Origin of the sequence: Kitasatospora sp. NPDC092948 (assembly GCF_044754805.1) — a bacterium.
In the GTDB taxonomy this organism is placed as follows: domain Bacteria; phylum Actinomycetota; class Actinomycetes; order Streptomycetales; family Streptomycetaceae; genus Kitasatospora.
In genome coordinates, this window is the sequence record NZ_JBIVPU010000007.1 from 119921 (window position 1) to 145239 (window position 25319).

A 25319-nucleotide genomic window follows, 5' to 3' on the forward strand; every position below is an offset into this window, starting at 1 on the left:
CCGGGGGAGACTCAAGCCGAATATCCTTCGTTCAGAGCCGATGGTCCGACCTACGATGGCCGGATGATGGGCGAGGAGAGTCTGCGGACCGCACTGGAGTTCCGTCGCGGGTTCGCCCGCCGACAGGCCGACAAGGTCGTGGAGCTGCCGGGCGGTTTCGCGGTGTTGAGCGAGACGTACGGGTATTCGCACGAGCACAACCAGCTGATCCTGGACGTCCCGCCGAGCGGGGTGGACGTGGCTGGGCTGGCCGAGGAGGTGCTCGGGCACCTCGGGTACCGGCGGATCGCCGTGTTCGACGAGGCGGCCGCGCAGGCGCTCGCGCCGGGCCTGGTCGCGGCCGGGTACCAGCAGGAGGTGGAGCTGGTGATGGTCCACCGGGGCCCGGTGCCGGCCGCGGGCGGCGCGGAGCAGGTCGAACTCGACGAGCTGGCACCGGCGTTGGACCGTCAGTGGCGCAGCTGGCTGCCGTGGGCCTCGGACGACTCGATCGCCCAGCTGGTGTCGCGCCGCATCGCCCGTGAGGCCGGCGCGGACCGGGTGCTGATCCTGGCCGCGCGGGACGACGACGGCGAGCTCGGCTCCTGGGCGGACCTGTACCAGGACGCGGCGGGCACCGCCCAGATCGAGGACCTGGCGACGGCGGACCACCGGCACCGCCGCGGCCTCGCGGACCGCGTCCTGACCACCGCCCTGCACCTGGCCGCCGAGCAGGCCCCGGACGGCCTGCGTTTCCTGGTCGCGGACGCCGAGGACTGGCCGCAGCAGTGGTACGCCCGCCGCGGTTTCGTGACGGTGGGCCGCACCTACGGCTTCGTCCGCATGTGACACCCGGCAGCGGGCCGCACCTACGGCTTCGTCCGCACGCGCAGCCGCGTCACGCGAACGACACCCACGCGCAACACCCGCGAGCAACACCCGCACGCAACGCCCGCGCGCGCCACACGACGGCGCCCGCCGAACCCCCCGAGCAGGGGTTCGACGGGCGCCGTTGCGCGATGGTGCGGCGGATCAGACCTGGCCGGCCTTCTCCAGGGCCTCGCAGCAGGTGTTGATCATCAGGCGGGTGACCACGTAGGGGTCGACGTTCGCGTTCGGGCGGCGGTCCTCGATGTAGCCCTTCTGCTCCACCTCGACCTGCCACGGGATGCGGACCGACGCGCCGCGGTCGGAGACGCCGTAGGAGTAGACGTTCCACGGGGCGGTCTCGTGCTTGCCGGTCAGGCGGGACTGGATGTCGTCGCCGTACTGGTTGACGTGCTCGAGCACCTTCTCCTGGGAGGCGCCGAGCGCCTCGCAGGCGGTGATGATGGCCTCGTAGCCCTCACGCATCGCCTTGGTGGAGAAGTTGGTGTGCGCGCCGGCGCCGTTCCAGTCGCCACGGACGGGCTTGGCGTCCAGGGTGGCGTCGATGCCGAACTCCTCGGCGGTGCGGTAGAGCAGGTAGCGGGCGATCCACATGTCGTCCGAGACGGTCAGCGCGTCGACCGGGCCGATCTGGAACTCCCACTGGCCGGGCATGACCTCGGCGTTGATGCCGCAGATCGCCAGGCCGGCGTCCATGCAGCGGTCGAGGTGCAGCTCGACGATCTCGCGGCCGAAGACCTCCTCGGCACCCACGCCGCAGTAGTAGCCGCCCTGCGGGGCCGGGTAGCCGCCCTCCGGGAAGCCGAGCGGACGGGAGCCCTTGAAGAAGGTGTACTCCTGCTCGATGCCGAAGATCGACTCCTGGTCGGCGTAACGCTCGGCGACCTCGCGCAGCAGGGCGCGGTTGTTGGACGCGTGGGCGGTGCCGTCCGTCTCCAGCACCTCGCACAGCACCAGGATGTGCTCGCCGCCGCGGATCGGGTCCTTGACGACGCGCACCGGCTGCAGCACGCGGTCCGAGGCGTGGCCCTCGGCCTGGTTGGTCGAGGAGCCGTCGAAGCCCCAGTTGGGGATCTTGTCCGCGTTCGGCAGGACCCGAGTCTTGGAGCGCAGCTTCGCAGTCGGCTTGGTGCCGTCGATCCAGATGTACTCGGCCTTGATTGCCATCGCGGTGAACCTCACTGCTCGGGTGGTGGGTGCCTGCGTAGCCTCGCAAGCCGCCGTTTCCCGGTTGTTCCTCCTATGTAACGCCCATGTGAACCAACGGTGCGCAGCGGCATGCTCACGCTCCGGGAACGCGCGTCCCTGAACGTGAGCACACCGCCGGGGTCAGTGGGGCACGACTCAACGCTGGCGCGCGTGCGCGGCACGGCGGCGGCGGGTCATCCACACCGCGGCCCCGCCGGCCACCACCAGGGTGAAGCCGCCCGCGGCCAGTGCGGTGGTACCGGTCGAGCCGGTGAACGCCAGCTCCTCACCGGACTCCTTCGGCGCCGTCCGGTTCTGCGCGGTCGGCGACGCGGAGTCGGACGGGCTCGGCGCGGGGGACGAGGCGGCCGGCAGCACCGCCGCCACCGGCTTCTCGCAGGACACCGCGGCGACCGTCACCTTGCCGTCCACCTTGGCGACGTTCAGGTTCAGCGGGTTGATCGACACCTGCACCTCCAGCGCGGAGGCGGCGGCGGTGCTGCTGGTGACGGTCTTCTTCGAGAATTCGAGGTCCACCGTGCCGACCGCCGGAACGTCCACGTGGGTGGGCGAGTTGAGGCCCACCGTCACCGACTTGCCGAGCACCGTCAGCTTCACCGGCGCGGTCACCTTGGCGGTCGGCTGCCCGTCCACCGGGCAGTTGACCTCGGTGCTCATCGCGTCCAGGCCGAGCAGCGTGGTCAGCGGCAGCCCGGGAACGTGCACGTCCGCGCCGACCAACTGCACGGAGGCCGTGGCCTGCTGGTCGTCCACCTTGGTCACGGACTTGCCGACCTGCGCCTTCACCAGGGTCACCGGCTGCCCGTTGGCCACCCCGTCGACCGTCGCGGTGAGCATCGCGCCGTTGCGCTGGGCCGGCGACTCCACCTTGTTCAGCGCCACGTCGACCGGCACCTTCACCGCGTTCAACAGCGTGACGTCCAGGGCGAGTTCGGCCGTCACCGCACTCGCCTTGCCGGGCTTCGCGGGCGTGCCGCCGTCGGCGGCGTAGGCCGGCAGCGGAAGTGCGACCGCAAGGGCGGACACGGCCAGGGCGGACACGGCAACCGTGCGCAGAACAGACATGACAGGAACCCCCACACATGGTGAATGGCAGAGCGCACCCGCGACCTCACCCGGCACCACGCACGGGGAGGGGGTTCGCGCTCTCGACTGCCGCCAGTCTTCTCGAACCGTGCGTCACCCCAGCAACACGGAGCGTCAGTTCACTCCTTCGAGTGAGGTTGACGATCCGGACTGACCTTTTCCGGAGAGATTCCGGCACGCATCGGAGCCTTCCCGGCGGAGCAGGGGCCGCGCAGCGGGGGCGAGGGCCACGCGGCGGGAACGCGGGCCGCGCGGCGTGCTCGCCGAGCGACTCGGCGCCGCCGACGACCGGTGGCCCGCCGCGCGCCGCCCGTCAGCCGTCCCAGCGCCGCAGTCGCAGCAGGCCGAGGGCCAGCGCGGCGGCCGTCCAGGCGAGCAGCACCAGCAGGCCCCGGGCCTGGTCGTGCGAGCCGACCGTGAGCAGCTCCGCCCCGGCCCGGTCCGGCAGGTAGCGGGCGAGCTGCCGGGTCGCGCCGAGCAGTGACAGCAGGTGCGAGCCGGCCAGCACCATGGGCAGCAGGACGACCAGCGGGACGACGGCGTTGCGCGCCGCCGCCGCGAGGCCGGCCGCGAACAGGCTCATCAGCACCAGGTAGCCGGCCGCGCCGACCAGGGCGACGGGAACGCCGTCGGCGCCGAGGCCCGCGCCGTGCGGGCCGAGGGCGTACTGGGTGACCAGGTACCCGGCCACCGTCACCGGAGCGCCGACCGCGAGGGCCGCCAGGGCCGTTGCGGCGGTCTTCGCCAGGTAGAGCCGACCCCGACCGGGAACGGCCAGCAGCGAGGTCCGCAGCATCCCGGAGCCGTACTCGCCGGCCACCGCCAGCACCGCGAAGACGATCAGGGCGAGCTGGCCGTACATGATGCCGTCCAGGCCGGTCTGCTCCGGGGTGAAGTCGGCGCGCAGCAGCGGGCTGTGGGTGTCCAGCGCGGAGCGGGCGGAGGCGCCGTCGAGCGCGCCGATCGCCAGGCTGACCGGGGCGAACAGCAGCAGGGCGAGGAAAGTGCCGCGCACCCTGCGCAGTTTGACGAGTTCGCCCCGCAGGGCGGCCAGGGCCTCAGGCACGGACGGCGTTCCTCTCGGCGAGCAGGGCGAGGAAGGTCTCCTCCAGCGAATCGGTCCGGGTGCTCAGCTCGTCGAGTGCCAGGCCGCGGGCGGCGGCCAACCGGCCGACCTCGGCCGCGGGCAGCCCGGCGACCTGGAGGCCGCCGTCCCCGGTGCGCCGCACGGTGGCGCCGACCCGCTGCAACTCGGCTGCCAGCGGCCCCGGTTCGGGGGTGCGTACCAGGACGTGGGCGCGGGCGTACCGGGCCAGGAACTCCTCCAGCGGGGCGTCCGCGACCAGCCGGCCGCGATCGATCACGACCAGCCGGTCCGCGACCATCGACATCTCCGCCATCAGGTGGCTCGACACGAACACGGTGCGCCCCTCCGCGGCCATCGTCCGCAGCAACTCCCGCAGCCAGCGGATGCCTTCCGCGTCGAGGCCGTTGACCGGCTCGTCCAGCACCAGCACCGGCGGGTCGCCGAGCAGTGCCGCGGCCAGCCCGAGACGCTGGGACATGCCGAGGGACAGCGCTCCGACCCGCCGGCCGGCCACCGCGCCGAGGCCCGTCAGGTCGAGCACCCGGCCGACCCGCTCGGCTGCGATGCCGCTGCTCCGGGCCAGCCAGCGCAGGTGGTCGCGGGCGGTGAGGCCGCGGTGCGCGCCGCTGCCCTCCAGCAGCGCGCCCACCTGCGTTGCGGGGAACCGCAGGTGACGGTACGGCAGGCCGTTGATCCGGGCGCTGCCGCCGTCCGGGCGGGTCAGGCCGAGGATCGCCCGCATGGTGGTGGTCTTCCCGGCGCCGTTCGGGCCGAGGAATCCGGTCACGGCACCGGGCCGGGCGGCGAAGGTCAGCCCCTCCACGGCGGTGTGCGGGCCGTAGCGCTTGGTCAGGTCGTTGACGTCGATCACGGCGTCCAGTCTCGGCGGGCGGCGCCGGCGGGACATCGGGCCCCGGGCCGGTTCCGCCCGCGCCGGGCCGCCGCCCGAACCCCTACTCGGGGATGAGTCCGCGTCAGTACGGCAGCACCGCGCGGACGGTCCAGCCGCTGTCGCCGGGCCCGGCCGCGAGGGTGCCGCCGTGGGCGTGGGCGCGCTCGCGCATGCCGAGCAGGCCGAGACGGCCGCCGGGCACCGGTCCGCCCGGTCCGCCCGGTCCGCCCGGCTCGCCCGGTCCGCCCGGTCCGCCGCCGGACGGGCCCTCGTCGGCCACCTCGACGGTCAGTTCGCCGTCGACCGCGACCACGTGGACCCGGCAGCGGGTGGGGCCGGCGTGCTTGGCGGTGTTGGTCAGCGCCTCCTGCACGATGCGGTACGCGGCGAGCGCCACCCCGCCCGGCGGCTCCACCGCCCAGTGCGTCGTCAACTCGGCCCGCACCCCGGCCAGTTCGGCGGCGCGGACCAGCTCGGGCAGGTCGGCCAGGCCCCGGGCCGGCCGCAGGTCGCCCCCGCCCGAACCGTCCTCGCCGCGCAGCACGACGAGGGTCGCGCGCAGATCGCTCAGCGCCTTCCGGCTGATCTCCTCGATGGCGGTGAGCGCCGGCCCGGCCTCCTCGGGGCGGGTGGCGGCGACGTGGTTGGCGATGCCCGCCTTGACGGCGATCAGGCCCACACTGTGGGTGACCACGTCGTGGATCTCCCGGGCGATCCGCAGCCGCTCCTCGCGTCTGGCCCGCTCCCCGGCCAGCTCGACGGCCCGGCGCACGCCCTCCCTGCGCTCCCGTACCGCGAGCCCCGCCGCCCAGGTGGCGCCGAGCAGCAGCACTCCGAAGACCACCTGCACCGCCTGCGTCCCGCCCGAGTAGTGCGGACTGCCGCCGACGGCCAGCAGGGCCACGCCCGCCGCACTCGTCCCGCCGATCACCGCGGCGCTCCGCCCGAACGGCGGCGGGCCGGTCAGCAGCGCCACCGGGTACGCGGCGAAGGCGGCGGCCAGGAACGCGGTCGGCGCCAGGCCCAGCGGCACCGAGGCCACGGCCACCGCCAGCACCGCGAGGAACACCGGCCACGGCCGGATCCGCCGCACCACCAGCGGAGCCGCGGCCGCCGCCCACATCACCCACCCGAGCGCACCGTCCCCGCCCGGCCGCCGCAACGGGGACAGCGCCGGCAGCAGCGCCAGCCCCAGCGCGACCGCGGCATCGACCGCGATCAACTGCCGTACGGAGCGGGCCTTTCGGAATGCGGACACCATGGCGGCGACCCTAACTCGCGGTCGGCCGTCAGAGCTGCGGCATGCCGGGCTCGGCGACCCCGGCCTCGTAGGCGATGATCACCAGCTGGGCGCGGTCCCGGGCGCTCAACTTGGCCAGCAGGCTGCCGACATGGGACTTCACGGTGGGCAGGCTGATCACCAGCCGCCCGGCGATCTCCTGGTTGGAGAGCCCGTTGGCGATCTGGACCAGCACCTCGTGCTCGCGGCGGGTCAGCCCGACCAGCCGCCGCTCGGGCCGGGCAGGTCCGGCACTCCGCGACGCGTCGGCGATCAGCCGCCGTGTCACGCTCGGCGACAGAATGCCCTCGCCGGCCGCGACGGTCCGGATCCCGGCCACCAGGTCGCCCGGAGTGGCGTCCTTCAGCAGGAAGCCGCCGGCCCCTGCCCGGAGCGCCGGATAGACGTACTCGTCCAGGTCGAACATGGTCAGCGCCAGCACGCGGACGCCCGCCAGCCCAGGGTCGGCGCAGATCTCCCGGGTGGCGGCGACGCCGTCGAGCACCGGCATCCGGAGGTCCATCAGCACGATGTCCGGCCGCAGCTCCCGCGCGAGCCGGACGACCTCCGCCCCGTCCGCGGCCTCCCCCACCGCCACCATGCCGGGCGTGGAGTCCACCAGCAGCCGGAAGCTGCCGCGCAGCAGTGCCTGGTCGTCCGCGATCAGCACTCGAATCGTGTCGGCCATGGCCCCACTGTATGCGCCGCACCCCTGCCGCCCGGACACCGACCTACCGTCAGGAGGCCTGCACAGCAGTCGCGTTGGCGAGGGCCCGGATGTGGTCGTCGCCGGCGCGGGTGTCCCCGGGCGCGAGCGGGACGAACACCTCGGCGGCGCGCCGGACGGGTGGAGAGTCCGGCATCGCGCCGGCCCGCAGCCGGTCGCCGAGCAGGTCGCCCCACCGGTGGCCGACGCTGCCGCCGTCAAGGTGGCGGCGGGTCGGCGACTTCGGCGGGTGCTGCCTCGTCCGGCCCGGCGGGTGCTGCCTCGTCCGGCCCGGCGGGTGCTGCCTCGTCCGGTCCGGCGAGGACCGGATGCGCTCCGGACAGGGCCGTCCCGGGCCCCGGCCGACTCCGGGGAGCAGCCCGGCGGCCCCGGCGGCGGCCGGTCGGGGGCGAGGCGGCCGGCTCGCCCCTCACCCGGACGCCGCCGCGGCATCCGCCACCGGCCGCCTCGGCGGGCCCGCCGAAGTGGCCGGCGTCATGCTGTTCACGGCGGGCCGGCGCTCGGGCACCATCACCGGTCCGGCCGTCCCGTCGACGGCGGCACGACCGACGTCCTGTGCGCACCCGCTGTGCGCACCCGCCTCCCGAAGGGTCGCCGTCGCCCCTCCGTCACCCCTGGAGTCCCGCGTGAAGTTCCAGATCCCCGGCAACCGCGGCGAGCGCCGCCTGCTCCGTGCCGCCCTGGCCGTGACGGTCGCCCTGGGCACGACCGTGATCACCGCCGCCGGCGGCTCCAGGGCGGCCGCCCCCGACTCGTCCGCCGGCGAGCGGATCCCCGCGGGCTTCAGCGAGCACCGGACCGACGTGGCCGGCCTCGGCCTGCACTACGTGATCGGCGGCCACGGACCGACGCTGGTGCTGCTCCACGGCTACCCGCAGACCTGGTACGAGTGGCACCGAATCATGCCGGCCCTCGCCGAGCACTACACGGTCGTCGCCCCCGACCTGCCCGGTGCCGGGCAGAGCGACGCCCCGCCGGCGGGCTACGACAAGAAGACGATGGCCGCCGGGATCCACGCGCTGCTGGCGTCACTCGGCAAGGACCAGGACGTGCGGGTGGTCGGCCACGACATCGGCTCGATGGTCGCCTACGCCTACGCCGCGCAGTACCCGGCCACCGTCCGGAAGCTGGTGCTCAGCGAAGCGCCGATCCCGGACGACGGCATCTACCGGTTCCCCTCGCTCACCGAGAACGGCCCCGGGGTGTGGAACTTCGGGTTCTTCAGCCTGACCAACGGCCTGCCGGAGGACATGATCCGGGGCCGGGAGACCACCTGGACCGCCGGCTTCGTCGACGCGTTGGAGCGCGTCAAGGGCGCGGTCACCCCCGAGGACATCCAGGTGTACGCCCACTACCTGCGCGACCCCGCCCACCTGAAGGCGAGCCTGACCTGGTTCCGGGTGTTCCCGCAGGACATCCGCGACAACGAGCAGCTCCGGCAGGCCCCGCTCGCGATGCCGGTGCTCGCCATCGGCGCGTCGGGAAGCCTCGGCCCGGCCGTCGCCGACCAGGTCAGGTCGTACGCCTCCGACGTCACCGGGCTGACCGTCGCGGACTCCGGCCACTGGATCTACGAGGAACACCCGGCCGAACTGACCGCAACACTGCTCGACTTCCTCGGCCGTCCCTGACCCGCGCGGCGGGCGCTGGACACGTCGCCGCCGCGGCGCGTGCGGTTCGATGCGTGGCCGGCCGGTTCGACGATCGGCTGTCGACGGGCTCAGCCGAGCAGCAGGAAGGTGTCCCAGGCCGGTGGGCCGGGGTGCGGGGCGGTGCAGGCGTGCAGGGCGAGGGCCGCGCCCGGGGCGCCCTCCAGGAGGCCGAGGGCGGGGTCCGCGCCGAGTGCCGCGTCGAGCTCGCGGGTGACGGTGGCGGCGAGTCCGGGGAGGTGGGCGGCCAGTTCGGCGGACCCGGAGTCCTCGGCCATCCGCTGGGTGATCCGCAGCAGGCCGCCGGTGCCGTGGCAGAGCCCGGGCCCTTCGAGGTTCCAGTCGGCCGGCTCGCCCAGGGTGCCCGCCAGCGCGGCGACGGCGTCGTGCTGCCAATCGGCCCGGGCCAGGGCGGCGCCCGCCAGGAAGAGCGCGCGGGCCACGCCGGGCGTGCCGTAGCACCAGGCGGCGCGGGTCGGCGGGTCGGCGGGCAGCCGGCCGGCCTCCTCGTCCTCGACGTGCAGCGCCATCGGCCAGTGGTGGCCCACCCGGCGGCCGGCCAGCCACTCCGCGAGCGCCGCGACGGCCTCGTCCTGGCCCGGCACCCGGACACCGTGCAGCCGGGCCGCGGCCAGCAGTGCGAGCGGACCCGGAATCCCGTGCGCCAGGCCCAGGTTGAAGTGCCCGCCGGCGTACTCGGGGTCGTCGCCCAGTGTTCCGGGGCCGCCGGCGGTCCACCAGCGCGGCAGCCGGTCGCCGTCGCCGGGCACGGCCAACTCGACCACGGCGGCAAGCAGATCGGCGAGAGCGGGCCCGTCCGGCTCCAGAGCGAGCAGCAGCCGGCCCAGGCCCGCCGCACCCGCGACGGCGTCGAAAGTCGGGGCGTCCAGGCCCGCTCCGGCGGCCAGTTCGGCTCGGAGCGCGGCGGTGCGCACGGCGGCGGCCTCCCGTACCCCGGGCGTCAACCCGTCGAGCAGCGAGCGGTATTCGCCGGGCCGCGCCATGGTGTGGGCGGCGAGCGCGAGGGAGGCGACGCCGAAGTACAGCCCGCCGGGCCGCATCGCCCCGGGCGACTTCACGGCAGCCACCAGGTGCCCGTGCGCGGCCCGCCGCAGGCCGGTGTCCGGCCCGCCGTCGGCCAGCACGGCGAGGGTCAACGCGGCCCCGACCCGACCGGTGCCGAGCGCATGCGCCGGTGTCCGCTCATCGTCGAACGCCCCTGGGGCGCCGAGCAGTTCCGCCACCCCACGGATCACATCAGGCGCGCTCATCGGCTCCACCCTCGCCCCCACCTGGCCACCACAGCCCCTCCGACCGACGCACACACCCGGCGCCCCTCGCCTTCGAACACCCCTGGAAGGCCCGGCAGTTCAGCAACCCCGCCCACCACTCCCCAGGCACTCATCGACTCGGCCTCCCCACCCACCGAGCCACCACGACCCCTCCGACCGACGCACTCGCCCCGCGCTCCTCGCCGCCCGGCCCCCTCATCGGATCGACCTCCGTGCCCGGTGCGCCGCCACGGCGCCTCTCGCCACTGCGTACGCCCGGTTCTCCGCCTCGCGGTCCATCCCGGCCAGTCGGTTGTGCCCCATGTGCAGGACCGAGGACAACACCGGGTCGACCGAGGCGGCCGGCACCCGGGCCGCGTACTCGGCGAGCACGGCCGCACGCCGGTGCCAGACCTCGGTGAGCGCAGCGTCCGCGGGCAGCAGGCCGCCGGCCGGGGCGGTCGGGCCGTCGGGGCCGATCGCGTGGAGGGCGGCGCGGCGGTGGGTGCGGAACGCCTGGTGGTGCTGCTCCGATTTCGGGAAGACGGCCGGCAGCCAGTCGGCCGGCGGCGGGCCGTCGGGGCGTGCGGCGAGGAAGTCCCGTGCGGTGCCGGCGGCGTTGACGGCGGCCAGCAGTTCCGGGGCCGGGCCGTGGTCCGCGCGGGCCAGCCGGAGCGCGGCCAGGGCGACCAGACTGTCGGCGTGGAACACCCGCTCGGCGTCGGCGAGCAGTTCGGGGCCGCCGTAGCGGTCGGCCTCCGGCAGGTAGCTGTCCAGGCGCAGGTCCGCGGCGAGTCCGGCCCGGCGCAGGTCCGCCGCCCAGTCGTGCAGGGTGGGGAGCAGTTCGGCGGCCAGGGCCGCGGGCGCGCCGTGGAACCGCAGCCGCAGGTGCGGCTCGGGGTCCCGGTAGCGGACGAAGAACCAGCGGTCCACGTCGCCCGGCAGGGCGGCGATCAACCGGGGCAGCCGGTCGGCCAGGATCTCGTCGTGGCGGGCCTCGACGGCTGCCAGCCGGGCGAACATCCAGGGCCCACCGGGCAGTTCGGGGCGGTGCGACCGGGGCGCGGGCAGCGGCCGGCGGGGTCGCGGGGAGGTGCGTACGACGGGTCGGCGGCGCATCGGGACGACCAGTTCGGCGATGCTCGGACCGTCCGGGCCGGACAGCCAGCCCGCGTCGCCGTCGGGCGCCAACTCCTCCTGGAGCAGCACCGGTTCGGACGAGCGCGCCTGGCTGTACAGCAGCCTTTGGTGCCACGGGAGTTCGAGGTCCAGGCCGATCCGGTGGTCGGCGCTGACCAGCCGGACGGCGGCCGGCACGCCCCAGCGCCGACGCCAGCGGGCCAGCCCGTCGGCCCACTGCTCGAACGGGGCGGTGGCGTCCGGGACGGGCGCGGTCAATCGCCAACTGGCCGGCGCCAGAACGACTCTGCCGCACCGGACCCGGGGCAGTGCGGGGGAGCTGCCAGCCGCGCCCCAGTCCCAGGGCTGCCAGGGACGCTGGCCGGTGAGCGTCACTTCTTGGAGGAAGCGGGCCGCGTTGGGCGCGCCCGCCCGCTGGTTGAGCGCGTGGTGCGCGCCGGCCCGGACTTCGCGGCCGAGGCTCCGGGAGAAGACCGCGAGCCGTTCCTGGTCGGAGATCACCACCAGGTCGTCCAGCGGCAGTTGGGCCGGTCCGCCGGGTGCGGGGAAGGCGCTGACCACGATCCGGTGGTCGAGCCATTGCGGGGTCAGCGCGATGTTGGCGTGCCGCGGCCGGTAGGGGGCGAACTCCAGGTGCGCCTCGATCGCGTCGTCGTCGCCGGTCCCGGCGACCTCGGCCATCAGTGCCGCACCGCCCGAGCCGGCGCGGCCCGCATCCACACCGCCCGAGCCGGCGCGGCCCGCATCCGCACCGCCCCCGGCGAGCAGCGCGGCGAAGCGGCCGAAGGTCGCTCCGGCGCGGTCGCTGCCTGCCATCGGGGAGATCACCAGCCGGAAGTCCCCGGCGTCCAGCGCCTCGACGGAGTCCGCCGCCAGTTCGGCGTACAGCTCCAGCGAGGCGGACGGGAGGTCGGCGGACGGGCTCGCCGCTTCGTCCGTCGGCAGTGTCAGGCGCTCCACCAGGGCGTCGTCCAGGACCACTTCGGGCAGCCGACCGTCCGGGCCGCGGTCCGCGAGCGCTCCGGCCGCCAGCTCGGCGAGCAGCCGGTCGCGGGCCGCTTCGGCGTCGGTGCGCTCCCGGGACGGCTGCGGGTTGGCCGAGCCCCGGCTGCCGACCGGGCGCCGGTAGCCGGCCGGCGGGCCCAACCCGGTGGCGGGGTCGAGGAGTTCGAGCAGCGGGACGGGGCTGCCCGTGCCGTACCGTTCGAGGAACTCCCGGTGGTACGAGCGCAGGTGCTCGGGCGCGGGGGCCGGTGGCGAGAGCCGCCAGAGCACGGTGGCGGCCCGCTCCAGTTCGGTGCGGACCTGGTCGGGCAGCACGATCTCGGCGTCCAGTGCGAGGTCCGCGTGGATCGGCCGGTCGGCCGGGGCGAGCCGGGCCATCCGGGCCCGCAGCCCGCGGATCAGCTCCCCGCCGCGCCCGGCCCCGGCCGCCTCCACCTCCTTCAACCCGGCCTTGACGGCCGCCAGTTCGGCGCTCAGCGGCCAGCCGGCCGGGAGTCGTTCGAGGACGTGGCCCAGCAGGTCCGGGCAGGAGGCGGGCGGGGTCAGGTCGGTCAACAGGAAGCCGTGCCGGACCAGGGCGCGGACCAGGTTCGCGATCATCTCGGCGGGCGCGGCCGGGAATTCGGCGGCCAGCGCGGCGAGCAGGTCGGGGTGCCGGATCGGTGCGGCGGCCGCCGCCGTCGCGGCCCGGACCACGGCGGTGGCGCGGACGGTGCGTTCGGCGATCGGCTGCGCCTCGGCGCCGCGCCCGGGTGCGGTCCCGCGTTCGGGCAGGTAGGGCAGGACCAGCCGGTCGCCGCGCACCACGGCCTGCTGGTCCGCGACCAGGAGCAGGCCGGGCAGCACGGCGGGGTCGGTCCGCAGCCCGTCGAGCAGCGGGAGCAGCCAGCCGAGGTCGGGGCGCAGGGCCCGGCGCGGGCCGCCGGTCCGGCGGACCTCGGCCGCCGTGCCGAAGCGGGCGGGGGCGACGGCGGCCATCAGCCCGAACGGGGTGGGCCGGCCGGCCATCCGGAGCCGGTAGCGGCCGACCGCCTCGGCGGCGCGGCGCAGGGCGGCGGGCCGCAGCTCGGCTCCGGCGGCGACCTGGGCGAGCTGGTCGGCCAGCGAGGGGCTGGAGATCTCGATCGCCTCCCGCAGCACCGGGTCGGCGGCGGCTTCGGCGAGGTACCGGGCCAGTGCGGCCCGCCGGGCGTCCTCGTCCGCGTGGTCGGCGGGCTCGGCGGGGGCCGCCCAGCGCTGCGAGCGCGGCAGTGCCGGGCTGCGCAGCAGAACCGGGCCGGTGGCCGTGAAGAGTGCGTCCGCTCGCGCCGCCGCTGTCTCGCCCACAGTGCTCCTCACGCGCTGATCGGGTCGCTCCTGGATGCCGTCGGTCGAGTTCGGACGGCATCCGGGTTGTCTATCGCGGCGATCGAGAACTGTCCACGGGTGATCAACAGTACGCGGACCAAGTCGATGATTGACCGAATACAGCCCCCCCGCGGCGCGGAACCATTGCCCGGCCGGTCGCCCACTGCCTAACGTCCGCTGCAGCTCGCCGCGGTGGATGCGGCAACGACGATGGGAGGCTCACATGGCCGACGACATGAACGAGATGTTCGACCTGGACGTCCACGACCTGGTTTCGACCGAGGCCGACGCGCAGGAGGCGGCCAGCATCAGCGACCCCTGCATCACCGGCTCCTGCCACCGCCCGTTCTGCATCTGACGCTTCGCCACTCAGGTCAGCACGGGGCGCGGCTGCCCGGACCGTCCGAACGGTCCTGGCCGCCGCGCCCCTGCCTGCGTGTGCGCCGCTACGCCGGCCCCTCGCCGAGCAGGGCGGTCGGCGACCCGTCGCCGCCGTCCGCCGCGGGCAGTGGGCCCCTGGCCAGGCGCAACAGCTCCTCGGGGGTGAGTGCGGCCAGCCGGGCCCGGCCGAGCCGCAGCAGTTCGGCGGCCGTGTCCAGCAACTCCTTCTCCGTCGCCGGGCGTTGCGGCAGTGCCGCGCCCCAGCCCCCGCCCGCCAGCCACTGGCCGATGGCTCCCCGCATCCCTCCGGTGCCCGCTTCCCGGACGGTGAACGACAGGTGCACGGAGAGCCCCGCGTGGCCGGTCGCGGCGTGCGCGGACCCGCGCGGCACGTAGAGCACCTGCCCCGCCCGGAGCACCGCGGCCAGCGCGACCGGGCCGGGCGACGGGGCCGGCCCGGGGTGCCACCGCCCGTCGGCGGGCGCCTCGTGAACGGTCCACTCCTTCTCCCCCGCCAGCTGGACGACCAGCACGTCCGCGTCGTCGCGGTGCACGTCCAGCCCGCGCCGGCCGGCGCCGGTGGCGAAACAGAACGCCTCGGTGCGCCGGCCCAGGGTCAGCGCGATCTCGGCGGCCAGCGCCCGCACGGAGGGGTGCCACTGGTCCAGCTGCGGCAACAGCAGCGTGGCCCCCTCGGCCAGCAGCTCGCCGATCCGCCCGGGGTCGGCGAAGCCCTGCTCGCGCCGCCCGGCCACGGTGCGGGTCGTGCAGAACTCGTCGGCCGGAACGACCTCCCCGGCCCGGACCATCTCGACGTACGGCACCCGTAGCAGCCCGCTGCGCAGCACCTCGTCGAGGTCCGCCGGCCCGGGGATCCCCGCCGGCCACCCGGCCGGGCCGAACACCTCCGGCCGCCGCTGCGCCAGCAGTTCGACGAAGGCCGCCGTGTCCCCCACCAGCCCGGCCAGTGCTCCCGCCATCATCCGTCCTCCCGCTCCGGCGGCCGATCGGATGCCGGCCGTCTCCCCCAACTACGGACGGCAACCGGCCGTCGGTCCACCCCGGCCCGAACGGTCGGTCGGCTATCGGCCACCTTTGCGAGAACGCCGCCGCTCGGCCACGTCACGGCCACCGCCGCGACATCGCAGTTCACGGGAGGTTACGCGCGGTAATGTCCGAGGGCGGTGCGATCCCCGATCACTCCGGAGTGACATACGTCACAGCAACCGCCCCCGGGGGTCGGGCGTACAGGACCGATCCCGCCCTGCGGCGTTACGGCAGACGCCAGTACGCGGACAGTCCGCCCGGCGGCGTTACGGCAGACGCCAGTCCACGGGCTGTCCGCCCTGCCGGACCAGCAGGTCGTTGGCGCGGCTGAACGGGCGGGACTTGAAGAAGCCGCTGTCCGCGGAGTAGGGGCTGGGGTGCGGCGATTCGATGCTGGGGACCTGGCCGAGCCACGGGCGCAGCTCGCGGGCGTCGCGGCCCCAGAGGATGGCGACCAGCGGGCCGCCGCGCGCGGCGAGGGCCTTGATGGCCTGCTCGGTGACGGCCTCCCAGCCCTTGCCGCGGTGGCCGTTGGTCTTACGGGTCTGAGTGGTGAGAGCGCGGTTGAGCAGCAGCACGCCCTGGTTCGCCCACGGCGTCAGGTCGCCGTTGGACGGCGGCGGGAAGCCCAGGTCGTCGCTGTACTCGCGGTAGATGTTGATCAGGCTCTTCGGGATCGGCCGGACGTCCGCGCCGACCGAGAAGCTCAGGCCGACGGCGTGGCCCGGCGTCGGGTACGGGTCCTGACCGACGATCAGCACCCGGACGTCGGCGAACGGCTGCTGGAAGGCCCGCAGCACCTGCGGCCCCGGCGGCAGGTAGGTGCGGCCGGCCGCGATTTCGGCACGCAGGAAGTCGCCCATCGCGGCGACCTGTCCGGCGACCGGCGCAAGGGCCTGGGCCCAGCCGGGTTCAACAACTTCGTGCAAGGGTCGAGCAGCCATGACGGAAGCCTATCGGCCGCACCGACAACGCCAGTTCAGGAGGTCCGGGGCGCACCCGGCGTGCGCACCGCCCCGACGCGGGCGGGCGCCGCGACCGCCGACGTCACACCACCGCGCCGTTGAGCACGATGTGCCGGGGCGCGCCCAGTACGCGGAGGTCGGCGCGCGGGTCGGCGTCGTAGACCACCAGGTCGGCGGGGGCGCCCTCGGTGAGGCCGGGGCGGCCGAGCCAGGCGCGGGCGGACCAGCTGGCGGCGGCGAGGGCCTCGGTGGGGGTGAGGCCTGCCTTGGTGAGTTCGAGGGCCTCCGCGCCGACCAGGCCGTGGGCGAGCGAGCCGCCGGCGTCGGTGCCGACGTAGATCGGGATGCCGGCGTCGTGGGCCGCGGCCACCGTCGCGTAGCGATCGGCGTGCAGGCGGCGCATGTGGGCGGACCACTGCGGGAACTTGGCCTCGCCGCCGTCGGCGAGGGCGGGGAAGGTGGCGATGTTGACCAGGGTCGGGACGATCGCCACGCCGCGCTCCACGAAGGCGGGGATCAGCTCCTCGGTGAGGCCGGTGGCGTGTTCGATGCAGTCGATGCCGGCGGCCAGCAGGTCGGGCAGCGACTCGGTGGCGAAGCAGTGCGCGGTGACCCGTGCGCCCTCGGCGTGCGCGGCGGCGATCGCCTCGGTGAGCGCGTCGCCGGGCCAGCAGGCGGCGAGGTCGCCGACGCCGCGGTCGATCCAGTCGCCGACCAGCTTGACCCAGCCGTCGCCGCGCCGGGCCTCGGCGGCGACGTACGCGGCGAGGTCGCCGGGCTCGATCTCGTGCGCGTAGTTGCGGATGTAGCGGCGGGTGCGGGCGATGTGCCGCCCGGCCCGGATGATCTTCGGCAGGTCCGCGCGGTCGTCGATCCACCGGGTGTCGGCGGCGGAGCCGGCGTCGCGGATCAGCAGGGTGCCGGCGTCCCGGTCGGTGAGCGCCTGCTTCTCGCTGGTGGCCGCGTCGACGGCGCCGTGCGCGTCCAGTCCGACGTGGCAGTGGGCGTCCACCAGGCCGGGCAGCGCCCAGCCGGTGAGGGTCGCGGCGGGTTCCGCGGCGGGCCGCTCGAAGGTCACCCGGCCGTCCACCGCCCACAGTTCGTCCCGGACGTCCTCCGGCCCGACCAGCACCCGGCCCCTGATGTGCAGCACCCCACCGTCGCTCATGCCCCGCACTGTACTCGGCGCCTGTGCGGGGCACGGGGCGATCTGCGGCAGACTGTTCGACGGCGATCCCCCTGGTCGCCCCGGCGAATCCCCCGCTGCCCGAAAGGCCTCCCCGCATGCTGCTCGACCTCCCGCCGATGACCGCCGCCCAGTTCGCCGCGATCGAGGACAAGGTGGCGGCGCTGCTGCACACCCGGGCCGATGTGATCGTCACCCAGGGTGAGGCGCTGCTGCCGCTGGAGGCGGCGATCAAGGGCGCGGCGCACCCAGGTTCGACCGCGCTGAACGTGATCACCGGCCCGTACGGCCAGACCTTCGGCGGCTGGCTGCGCGACGCGGGCGCCGAGGTGGTGGACCTGGCCGCGCCGTTCGACGCCGCCGTCACCGCCGAGCAGGTCGCGGACGCGCTGCGGGCCAACCCGGAGATCGACTTCGTGTCGCTGGTGCACGCCGAGGCCGCGACCGGCAACACCAACCCGGTCGCCGAGATCGCCGCCGTGGTGCGCGAACACGGCGCGCTGCTGATGCTGGACGCGGTGGCCTCGGTGGCCGCCGAGCCGCTGCTCACCGACGCCTGGGGCATCGACCTGTGCGTGATCGGCGGCCAGAAGGCGATGGGCGGCCCGGCCGGCGTCTCCGCCGTCTCGGTCAGCGAGCGCGCCTGGGAGCGGATCGGGGCCAACCCGGCCGCGCCGCGCCGCTCCTACCTCTCGCTGCTCGACTGGAAGGCCCGCTGGACCGACGCCGGCCGCACCCAACTGCCGCACGCCCCCGCCCAGTTGGAGATGCTCGCGCTGGACGCCTGCCTGGACGCGATCACCGCCGAGGGCCTGGACGCGGTGATCGCCCGGCACCGCGCCGCGGCCGCCGCCACCCGCGCGGGCGCCACCGCCCTCGGCACCGTCGCCCCGTTCGTCCGGCTCCCCGAGCACGCCGCCCCCGTCGCCACCACGCTGCGCACCGCGGACGGCGTCGACGCCACCGAGCTCGCCGCCGAACTCCGCCGCCACGCCCCGCAGTTGCCCCTCCAGGCCGGCGGCGGCGCACTCGCCTCCAGCATGCTCCGGCTCAACCACTACGGCCCGGCGGCCACCGCCGAGACGGTGATCGCCGCCCTGGAGGCGCTCGCCCAGACCACCGGCGTCTCGGCCGCCGCGGCGGTGGCGGCGGCCACCGAGGCGTGGGAGCAGGCCATCTGACGCCGCATCGGGTCAGGGGACGGGCGATCTGACGCCACGTCAGTCTTCGAACTCGGGGAGTTCGTCGCAGATCGCGTCCAGGCTCTCCTCGTCCACCGCCCGTACGGCCAGCCAGGCGTCGCCCTGAAGCACCAGCAGGGCGTCCGGTCGGACGAAGAACCGGGTGTCGACCCCGGGTGCGTGCACCCGGGGCAGCTCCGTCCAGCCGGTCAGCCCGGCCGGGTCGACCCCGCCCCCGTCCAGGTACGCGCTGTCGTCGAACAGCGGCTCGATGAGGACGATGCCCAGGCACTCGGCCGAGAAGCTCGCCGTCCACGGGCCGATCTCCGGCTCCACGGTGGGCGCGACGTCCGGCCACGCCACCGTCGGCGGGTCCGCCCGGTCCAGCGCGGCCAGCGGGATGCCCCAGTAGGCGCAGGACTGGTTCTCCACCCGGTAGACCAGGCAGTCCCGGTCGACGTACAGCTTCTCGGGCGGCAGCAGGGTGTCCTGGTTGCCGGTCAGGTCGGGGCGATTGCCGACCAGCCGGTACGCCTCGCGCAGCGCGGCGGGCAGGGTCAGGCCCAACCGGGCCTCGGCGGCGTCGAGTTCGGCATCGGCGCAGCCGCTGTCCGAGGTCAGCGGGGCGCCCCAGAAGGCGGCGATGTCGGCGATCAGCCGCCATGCGGCGGCGCGGTCGGTGAGGGCGGCGGGCAGGTCGCGGACCAGATCGAGCGTCATGCCGCGCACGCTACCCCTCGGCACGGACAGCGTTCGGCTGCCGGTGGCCGACCGTTCACCGGCTCGGCAACCGGTGGACGCGGACGGGCATTTGGCTGAGCAGCCCCGCCAAGTTGTCTGTACAACCGGAGGCTGCTCCCATGTCCGTGCCCAACCCCTACTGGCTGCGCGACAACTGTCCGTGCACCGAGTGCCGCAACCCGTACAGCGGGCAGAAGCGGTTCCGGATCGGCGACCTGCCGGACGACCTGACCGCCACCGAGGCCGTCGAGGACGAGACCGGGTCGAGTGTCCTGTGGTCCGACGGCCACCGCTCGTTCTACCCGGCCGGCTGGGACACGCCGAACCAAGGCGGCGACCACCGCACCGAGCACGGCAAGCAGCTGTGGCAGGCCGCCGACTTCGCCGGCGGCCTGCCCGAGGCCGACTGGTCGGCGTACCTGGCCGACCCGGAGGAGAAGATCGCCGTCCTGTCCGCCGTCCGCCGCTCGGGCTTCGCGGTGCTCCGCGGCGTCCCCGTCGAGGAACGCCAGGTCCTCGCCGTGGCACGGACGTTCGGCTACGTCCGGGACACCAACTACGGCGAGCTGTTCGACGTCCGGGTGGAGCCCGACGCGGTGAACTTCGCCTTCACCGACGCCGCCATCGCCCCGCACACCGACAACCCCTACCGCGACCCCGTCCCCACCCTCCAGTTGCTGCACTGCCTGCGCAACGAGGCCGACGGCGGCGACTCCGGGCTGGTCGACGGCTTCCGCGCCGCCGCGCTGCTGCGCGCGGAGGACCCGGCGGCGTTCGCCCTGCTCGCCCGCACCCCCGTGCCGTTCCGCTACCGCGACCGCACCGCGGACCTGTCCGCCGACCTGCCGATGATCGGGCTCGACCCGCGCGGCGCGATCCGGGAGATCCGCTTCAACAACCGCTCCATCGACACCCTCCGCACGCTCCGCGGCGCCGAACTCGACGCCTTCTACGCCGCCTACCGGCGCTTCGCGGAGATCACCCTGCGGCCCGAACTCCAACTGGAGTTCCGGCTCGGCCCCGGCGACTGCCTGATCTTCGACAACACCCGTCTGCTGCACGCCCGCACCGCCTTCGAGCAGGCCGGCGGCCGGCACCTCCAGGGCTGCTACGCCGACCTCGACTCGCTCTCCTCCACCCTCTCCGTGCTGCGCCGCAACGTCGCCGTGCTCGACGAACTGGAGGCCCTGTTCGCCGGCGAGGGCGCCGGCGAGTACCTCGGCGAGGCCGTCACCATGGCCGAACACATGCTCCAGGCAGGCCGGTTGGCCCGCGCCGCCGACGCCCCGCCCGCGCTGGTGGCCGCCGCCCTGCTCCACGACATCGGCCACTTCCACGGCAGCGGACTGGAGTTGATGGCCGGCGCCGACAACCGCCACGGCGCGACCGCCGCCGCCTGGCTCTCCCGCTGCTTCCCGCCCGCCGTCACCGAACCCGTCCGCCTGCACGTCCCCGCCAAGCGCTACCTGTGCACTGCCGAACCGGACTACTTCGCCAAGCTCTCCCCCGCCTCCGTCCACACCCTCGGCCTCCAGGGCGGCCCGATGACCCCCGCCGAGGCCGAGGAGTTCGCCGCCAACCCGTTCGCCGCGGACGCGGTGGCCGTCCGCCGCTGGGACGAGGCCGCGAAGGACCCCTCGGCCGGCGCCCCGGAGTTCGCCGAATTCCGGCCGCTGCTGCTGGAGTTGATGAGCTGAGCCGGGCTCGGCCCGCGGCCGCCCGCGCTCCCGGGCGGTGTCCGCCGCGTCCCGGCGCCGCTCACGCTGCCGCGCCGCCCGACGGACCCCGCCCGGTCGCCGCTACCAGCGCCACTCCTGCTGGCCGTACAGGTGACCGGCCTTGATGCCGCGGCTGCGGCACCACTCCAGGAACTCCTCGATCTGCTTGATCTGGTAGGTGTCCTCGTTGTACGTGGTGGCCATGACGTGGCCCAGCCACGGCTCCTCGCCCATCGCGTAGACGTAGGCCTCCTCGGCGCCGAGCTCGGTGAGGATGTCGCCGGCCTGCTTGGCGTCGGAGCCCGACAGCTTGCGGGAGTTGCTCATCTTCTTGGTGACCGGCTTGGTCAGCAGCGCCTGGTACAGCCAGGTCAGCGGCGCGCCGTCGCACTCCATGCCGACGAAGGCGAGGTCGGCCCGGCCCAGGTGGTTACGGATGTAGCGGTAGAGCTTCGGCTCGATGCCGGAGGAGTCGGCGCCGACGAAGACCTTGCGGCCCGCCAGTTCCACCCAGTACGTCGACTTGCTGCGGATGTCCAGGTCGCAGTGCTCGCCGAGGAACGGGGTCGCGGTGACCTTGCCGCCGGGGAACGGCACCTCGTCGAAGTCGTCGACCTCGACGACCTCGAAGCCGAGGTGGCGCAGCACCAGGGCCATCGACGGGTCGGCCAGGTTGCCGCGGGAGGGGCGCGGAACGACGATGGCGCCGACCCGGCCGCGCAGCTGGAGCAGCGTCTCCAGCACGATGTGGTCCTGGTGGCCGTGGGTGATCAGCACCAGGTCGATGAAGTCCGGGAGGTCGTCGAGGGTGTAGCGGTCGCCCTGCGAGTTGTCCGCGGAGATGAAGGGGTCGGTGACGACGGTGCCCTCGGGGGTCTGCAGCACCAGGCAGGCGTGGCCGAAGTAGCGGATCCGGCCGCCCTCGTCGATGTGACGGTCCGTCGACAGGCTCGGCTCGTCGGCCAGCAGGCCGAGCAGCTGCTCGGTCTGGGCGTCGTCGAGGCCGAGGGCGTCGCGCAGGTGGCCGAGAGTGGCGCCGTGCACGCGGGACTTGAACAGCTCGGTCAGGCCCGGGTGGTTGAACGGGATCCGGAGATCGAGCACGTTCGGGTCGGTGAGGCGCGGGGTGCTGAGGATGAACGGACGCTCGGTGTCCGGCTCCAGGGAGAGCTGCACGGACTGCCGGTCCTCGGTGTAGGCCGGGCTCAGGTAGGCGAGCGGCTCCATGAACCGGACCGCGGCCTGGTTGTCGGTGTCGTAGGCGAGTTCGACGATGCCGCCGAGCTCCTCGGGCAGCTGCGGGTAGAGCGGGGTCAGGTCGAAGCCGGTGGCGTTGGCGCGCAGCAGCTCCTGGCCCTCGGCGATCGCCTCGGCGAAGCGGAGCATGTCGGCGCGGTCGCGCTTGATGGCGGCGAGCAGCTCGCGCACCTCCTCGACGCGCTCCTCCGGGATGTTGACGTAGTAGCCGCCGCGCAGCTCGGGGTTGCTGCTCGCCGCGATGTGGACCTGCGGGGACTGCAGGTACGACTCCAGCAGCGGAACCTGCCGGAACGCCAGGTTCATCGCCGCCTGCACCGGCGCGACCGTGTAGAGCCAGGCGTAGAACCGGTCCACCAGTGGCTCGACGATGGTTCGGGAACGCAGGTACTTCAGCTGTTCTTCCATCAGTGACTCTCCCCGATCATCGGAAACACGAAGTCGGCCGACCCGTCCCGGGGGGAGTCCGGAGCGCCCCGCCGGACGGGCCGCCCCGGTCACCGTCGCACCGGACGCCGGAAACGAGGTGGAGAACCGCTGGAAGGCCCCGGCGGGGAGCAGGGGCCGTCACCTCTGCGGTGCGGCCGCCCGGTGCGCGGGGTGCCGGTCGGACAGCGCCGCCGTCAGGTCGATCTCCACCGACTGGCCGCGGTAGCCGAGCGCGGCGACGCCCAGCAGCGTGCTGGCGGTGGCGAACGCGGGGGCGAGCGGGCCGGCCTGGAGGTGCGCCCAGGCGGCGCCCAGCACCTCGCTCCGGTCGCCGACGATGTAGATCACCGAGCGGACCACCCGCTCCGGGCCGACCCCGACGGCGGCCAGCGCGACGAGCGAGTTGGCCACCACCTGGTCGATCTGGGCGAACAGGTCGCCCTCGCCGACCAGGGCCCCGTCGCGGTCCAGCGGGCACTGGCCGGCCAGGTGCGCCGTGCGGCCGGACTCGACGACGGTGATGTGGGCGTAGCCGGCGGTGGGGTGGAGTTCGGCGGGGCTGATGCGAGTGATGTCGGTCATCCGCCGATGGTCGCCCGCACGCCCGGCCGGCCGCAGCCGAATATCAGTCGCTCTCCCGGGCGTGCCGCGAAAGCGCCGAGGACGCAAGGGAGTTGTGGATCGAGAAGGCGACCGTCCCGGGCAGGTAGCGGTCCTGGGACCACTCGACCGGCGTGCCGGTGGGGTCCGTGGTGCGGCGCTTCTCGCGCAGCAGCGGGCTGCCCCGGCGGCAGCCGAGCAGGCGGGCGTCCTCCGCGTTGGCGCCGACCACGTCGATGGTGTGGTCGGCGTCGCTGAACAGGATGCCGTGCTCGCGCAGCGGTTCGGTGTGGGAGACGGCGTCGGGCGGCAGTTGGGCGACGAGTTCGCCGACCCGGGGCGGGTAGACGGTGCGTTCGACCATGACGGGGGTGCCGGAGAGGGTGCGGAGCCGGAGCATCACGTAGACCTCGGTGCCGGGGTCGAGGCGCAGGTGTTCGCGTTCGGCGGCGTCGGCGGGGCGGCGGACCATGGATTCGAGCCGGCCGCCGGGCTCCTCGCCCATGGAGCGGGCCCAGTGGGTGAAGGACAGCAGTTCGGAGAAGGACTGCACGCGGGCGCTGCCGAGGACGACCCGGCGGGTGCCGCGGCGGGAGGTGACCAGCCCGTCGGCGCGCAGCAGGGCGAGGGCCTGGCGGACGGTGCCCCGGGAGACGCCGTACTGCTCGGCGAGGGCGCCCTCCGCCGGCAGTCGTCCGGCGTCGCCGAACGAGCCGGAGGTGATCGCTTCGCGCAGGTCGGCGGCCACCTTGCGGTAGAGCGAGCCGGCCCCGCTGTCCTGTTCGAGTGCCACGTGCGTCGAGTTCCCTTGGCTGGTAAGGAGATTGGGCTGTGTCCGCGGCGTGATCGCGCGTACACCATTGACTGTAGCCGCTGCTGCGGGCCTCCCCCGTGTCGGGCGCGACCGTTCCGACAGCCGCCCCCTGTACTGGGCCGTCCGTTCACTTTCCCGTCACCGGCCTCGGGCGTACTTACCTCGGGCGACGGAAGTTGGCTGGCCAACTTGGCCGCGACATGCCGCGCCGCGCACCGAACACCTTCTCGTGATCTCTGCAGCTCCCCTTCCTTCAGGAGACCTCCCCGTGACCGTGCACCGCCACCGCGCCGCCGCCCTCGCGGCCGTGCTGACCGCTGCCGCGCTCTCCCTCTCCGCCTGCGGCTCCGCCGGCTCGACCGCCAAGTCCGGCGACGCCAAGGGCGGTTCGGGCAACGCCAAGACCGCCACCTCGCTGGCCGACTTCGGCGGCATGGACGGCCTGGTCGCCGCCGCGAAGAAGGAGGGCAAGCTGCACGTCATCACCCTCCCCCGCGACTGGGCCAACTACGGCAAGCTGATGGACGACTTCAAGGCGAAGTACGGCATCGAGATCGAGGACGAGAACCCGGACGGCTCCAGCCAGGACGAGATCAACGCGGTCAAGTCCCGCAAGGGCCAGGACCGTGCGCCCGACACCCTCGACCTGGGCTCGGCGTTCGCGCTGTCCGCCGCGAAGGACGGCATCCTCGCCCCGTACAAGGTCGCGTCCTTCGACAAGATCCCGGACACCATGAAGGACCCGGCCGGTCTGCGGGTCAACGACTACGGCGGCTACGTCTCGATCGGCTGCGACGCCAAGAAGGTCGCCAACTGCCCGACCACCTTCGCCGACCTGCTCAAGCCCGAGTACAAGGGCCAGGTCGCGCTGAACGGCAACCCGACCAAGTCCGGTTCGGCGTTCGGCGGCGTGTACGCGGCCGCGCTCGCCAACGGCGGCTCGCTGGACAACATCCAGCCCGGCATCGACTTCTTCGCCAAGCTGAAGCAGTCCGGCAACTTCAACCCGGTCGAGTCGACCCCGGCGACCGTCGAGAAGGGCGAGACCCCGATCTCGATCGACTGGTCGTACCTGAACGCCGGCTACACCGACGAGTTCAAGGGCAAGGGCGTCGACTGGAAGGTGTCGATCCCCTCCGACGGCTCCTACGCCCAGTTCTACAACCAGGCCATCAACAAGGACGCCCCGCACCCGGCGGCCGCCCGCCTGTGGATGGAGTACCTGTACTCCGCCGAGGGCCAGAACGGCTTCATGGGCGGCTACGCCACCCCGGCGCTGTTCGACGCGATGAAGCAGGACGGCACCCTGGACAGCGCCGCCGCGGCCAAGCTGCCCGTCGTCGAGAAGCCGTTCACCAACTTCCCCACCTCGGAGCAGATCGACGCGGCCAAGAAGGTCGTGACCGAGAACTGGGCCAAGGCGATCGCGGGCTGATCACCG

General features: G+C 74.3%; 22 protein-coding genes. 6 read left to right on the forward strand and 16 right to left on the reverse strand.

Annotated elements, in window-relative coordinates; genetic code table 11:
* Positions 1–63 precede the first annotated feature (63 nt).
* Positions 64–828 carry a GNAT family N-acetyltransferase gene (locus ACIQF6_RS21985; protein ID WP_400897495.1) on the forward strand — a complete coding sequence of 255 codons (765 nt, stop codon included), beginning with the start codon at positions 64–66 and terminating at the stop codon, positions 826–828.
* A gap of 183 nt (positions 829–1011) precedes the next feature.
* Here ACIQF6_RS21985 and glnII read toward each other — a convergent pair whose 3' ends face one another.
* The 7 genes from glnII to ACIQF6_RS22020 form a co-directional block, all read right to left on the reverse strand.
* The gene (gene glnII, locus ACIQF6_RS21990; protein WP_400897497.1) at positions 1012–2034 is read right to left on the reverse strand and encodes a glutamine synthetase GlnII; all 1023 of its coding nucleotides are present in this window, start codon (positions 2032–2034) and stop codon (positions 1012–1014) included.
* Between the two features lie 177 nt (positions 2035–2211).
* On the reverse strand, positions 2212–3141 hold the full coding sequence (locus ACIQF6_RS21995; RefSeq protein WP_400897499.1) for an SCO1860 family LAETG-anchored protein: 930 nt from the start codon (positions 3139–3141) through the stop codon (positions 2212–2214).
* A 334-nt stretch (positions 3142–3475) separates the two neighbouring features.
* Positions 3476–4228: an ABC transporter permease gene (locus ACIQF6_RS22000; RefSeq protein WP_400897501.1), complete on the reverse strand. Its 753-nt coding sequence runs from the start codon at positions 4226–4228 to the stop codon at positions 3476–3478.
* A complete protein-coding gene (locus ACIQF6_RS22005) occupies positions 4221–5120 on the reverse strand; it encodes an ABC transporter ATP-binding protein (protein ID WP_400897503.1) in 900 nt (299 codons plus the stop codon). Before ACIQF6_RS22005 ends, ACIQF6_RS22000 begins: the two co-directional genes overlap by 8 nt.
* A gap of 103 nt (positions 5121–5223) precedes the next feature.
* Positions 5224–6402, reverse strand: a complete 1179-nt coding sequence (locus ACIQF6_RS22010) for a sensor histidine kinase (protein WP_400897505.1) — start codon at positions 6400–6402, stop codon at positions 5224–5226.
* A 28-nt stretch (positions 6403–6430) separates the two neighbouring features.
* Positions 6431–7108 (reverse strand): response regulator, encoded by a 678-nt coding sequence (locus ACIQF6_RS22015; protein ID WP_400897507.1) that lies wholly within the window; start codon positions 7106–7108, stop codon positions 6431–6433.
* Between the two features lie 49 nt (positions 7109–7157).
* Positions 7158–7283 (reverse strand): hypothetical protein, encoded by a 126-nt coding sequence (locus tag ACIQF6_RS22020; protein WP_400897509.1) that lies wholly within the window; start codon positions 7281–7283, stop codon positions 7158–7160.
* A 490-nt stretch (positions 7284–7773) separates the two neighbouring features.
* On the opposite strand from ACIQF6_RS22020, the gene ACIQF6_RS22025 reads away from it, so the two are divergent.
* Positions 7774–8778 (forward strand): alpha/beta fold hydrolase, encoded by a 1005-nt coding sequence (locus ACIQF6_RS22025; protein ID WP_400897511.1) that lies wholly within the window; start codon positions 7774–7776, stop codon positions 8776–8778.
* Between the two features lie 89 nt (positions 8779–8867).
* On the opposite strand, the gene ACIQF6_RS22030 is transcribed toward ACIQF6_RS22025, so the two are convergent.
* Positions 8868–10067: a lanthionine synthetase LanC family protein gene (locus tag ACIQF6_RS22030; protein WP_400897513.1), complete on the reverse strand. Its 1200-nt coding sequence runs from the start codon at positions 10065–10067 to the stop codon at positions 8868–8870.
* A gap of 216 nt (positions 10068–10283) precedes the next feature.
* Complete coding sequence (locus tag ACIQF6_RS22035; RefSeq protein WP_400897515.1) at positions 10284–13538, reverse strand: lantibiotic dehydratase; 3255 nt, start codon at positions 13536–13538, stop codon at positions 10284–10286.
* Positions 13539–13782: 244 nt separating this feature from the next.
* Here ACIQF6_RS22035 and ACIQF6_RS22040 point away from each other — a divergent pair, with 244 nt between their 5' ends.
* Positions 13783–13917: a hypothetical protein gene (locus ACIQF6_RS22040; protein ID WP_400897517.1), complete on the forward strand. Its 135-nt coding sequence runs from the start codon at positions 13783–13785 to the stop codon at positions 13915–13917.
* 88 nt (positions 13918–14005) lie between these two features.
* On the opposite strand, the gene ACIQF6_RS22045 is transcribed toward ACIQF6_RS22040, so the two are convergent.
* The 3 genes from ACIQF6_RS22045 to ACIQF6_RS22055 form a co-directional block, all read right to left on the reverse strand.
* Positions 14006–14920, reverse strand: coding sequence for a JmjC domain-containing protein (locus tag ACIQF6_RS22045; RefSeq protein ID WP_400897519.1), 915 nt, complete (start codon positions 14918–14920; stop codon positions 14006–14008).
* 333 nt (positions 14921–15253) lie between these two features.
* A complete protein-coding gene (locus tag ACIQF6_RS22050) occupies positions 15254–15931 on the reverse strand; it encodes a uracil-DNA glycosylase (RefSeq protein WP_400897521.1) in 678 nt (225 codons plus the stop codon).
* A gap of 103 nt (positions 15932–16034) precedes the next feature.
* Positions 16035–17120 carry an amidohydrolase family protein gene (locus ACIQF6_RS22055; RefSeq protein ID WP_400897523.1) on the reverse strand — a complete coding sequence of 362 codons (1086 nt, stop codon included), beginning with the start codon at positions 17118–17120 and terminating at the stop codon, positions 16035–16037.
* Positions 17121–17236: 116 nt separating this feature from the next.
* On the opposite strand from ACIQF6_RS22055, the gene ACIQF6_RS22060 reads away from it, so the two are divergent.
* Positions 17237–18319, forward strand: coding sequence for a pyridoxal-phosphate-dependent aminotransferase family protein (locus ACIQF6_RS22060; RefSeq protein WP_400897525.1), 1083 nt, complete (start codon positions 17237–17239; stop codon positions 18317–18319).
* A 39-nt stretch (positions 18320–18358) separates the two neighbouring features.
* Here the strand turns inward: ACIQF6_RS22060 and ACIQF6_RS22065 are convergent, their stop codons facing one another.
* Entirely contained in the window at positions 18359–19039 is a 681-nt protein-coding gene (locus ACIQF6_RS22065; protein WP_400897527.1) for an SMI1/KNR4 family protein, read from the reverse strand.
* A 140-nt stretch (positions 19040–19179) separates the two neighbouring features.
* Here ACIQF6_RS22065 and ACIQF6_RS22070 point away from each other — a divergent pair, with 140 nt between their 5' ends.
* Positions 19180–20757, forward strand: a complete 1578-nt coding sequence (locus ACIQF6_RS22070) for a TauD/TfdA family dioxygenase (protein WP_400897529.1) — start codon at positions 19180–19182, stop codon at positions 20755–20757.
* Between the two features lie 102 nt (positions 20758–20859).
* Here ACIQF6_RS22070 and ACIQF6_RS22075 read toward each other — a convergent pair whose 3' ends face one another.
* From ACIQF6_RS22075 to ACIQF6_RS22085, 3 genes are all read right to left on the reverse strand, one after another.
* Positions 20860–22443, reverse strand: a complete 1584-nt coding sequence (locus ACIQF6_RS22075) for an MBL fold metallo-hydrolase (protein WP_400897531.1) — start codon at positions 22441–22443, stop codon at positions 20860–20862.
* A gap of 159 nt (positions 22444–22602) precedes the next feature.
* Entirely contained in the window at positions 22603–23046 is a 444-nt protein-coding gene (locus ACIQF6_RS22080; protein WP_400897533.1) for a RidA family protein, read from the reverse strand.
* Positions 23047–23089: 43 nt separating this feature from the next.
* On the reverse strand, positions 23090–23857 hold the full coding sequence (locus tag ACIQF6_RS22085) for a GntR family transcriptional regulator (protein ID WP_400897535.1): 768 nt from the start codon (positions 23855–23857) through the stop codon (positions 23090–23092).
* 289 nt (positions 23858–24146) lie between these two features.
* On the opposite strand from ACIQF6_RS22085, the gene ACIQF6_RS22090 reads away from it, so the two are divergent.
* Positions 24147–25313, forward strand: a complete 1167-nt coding sequence (locus ACIQF6_RS22090; protein WP_400897537.1) for an ABC transporter substrate-binding protein — start codon at positions 24147–24149, stop codon at positions 25311–25313.
* Positions 25314–25319 lie beyond the last annotated feature (6 nt).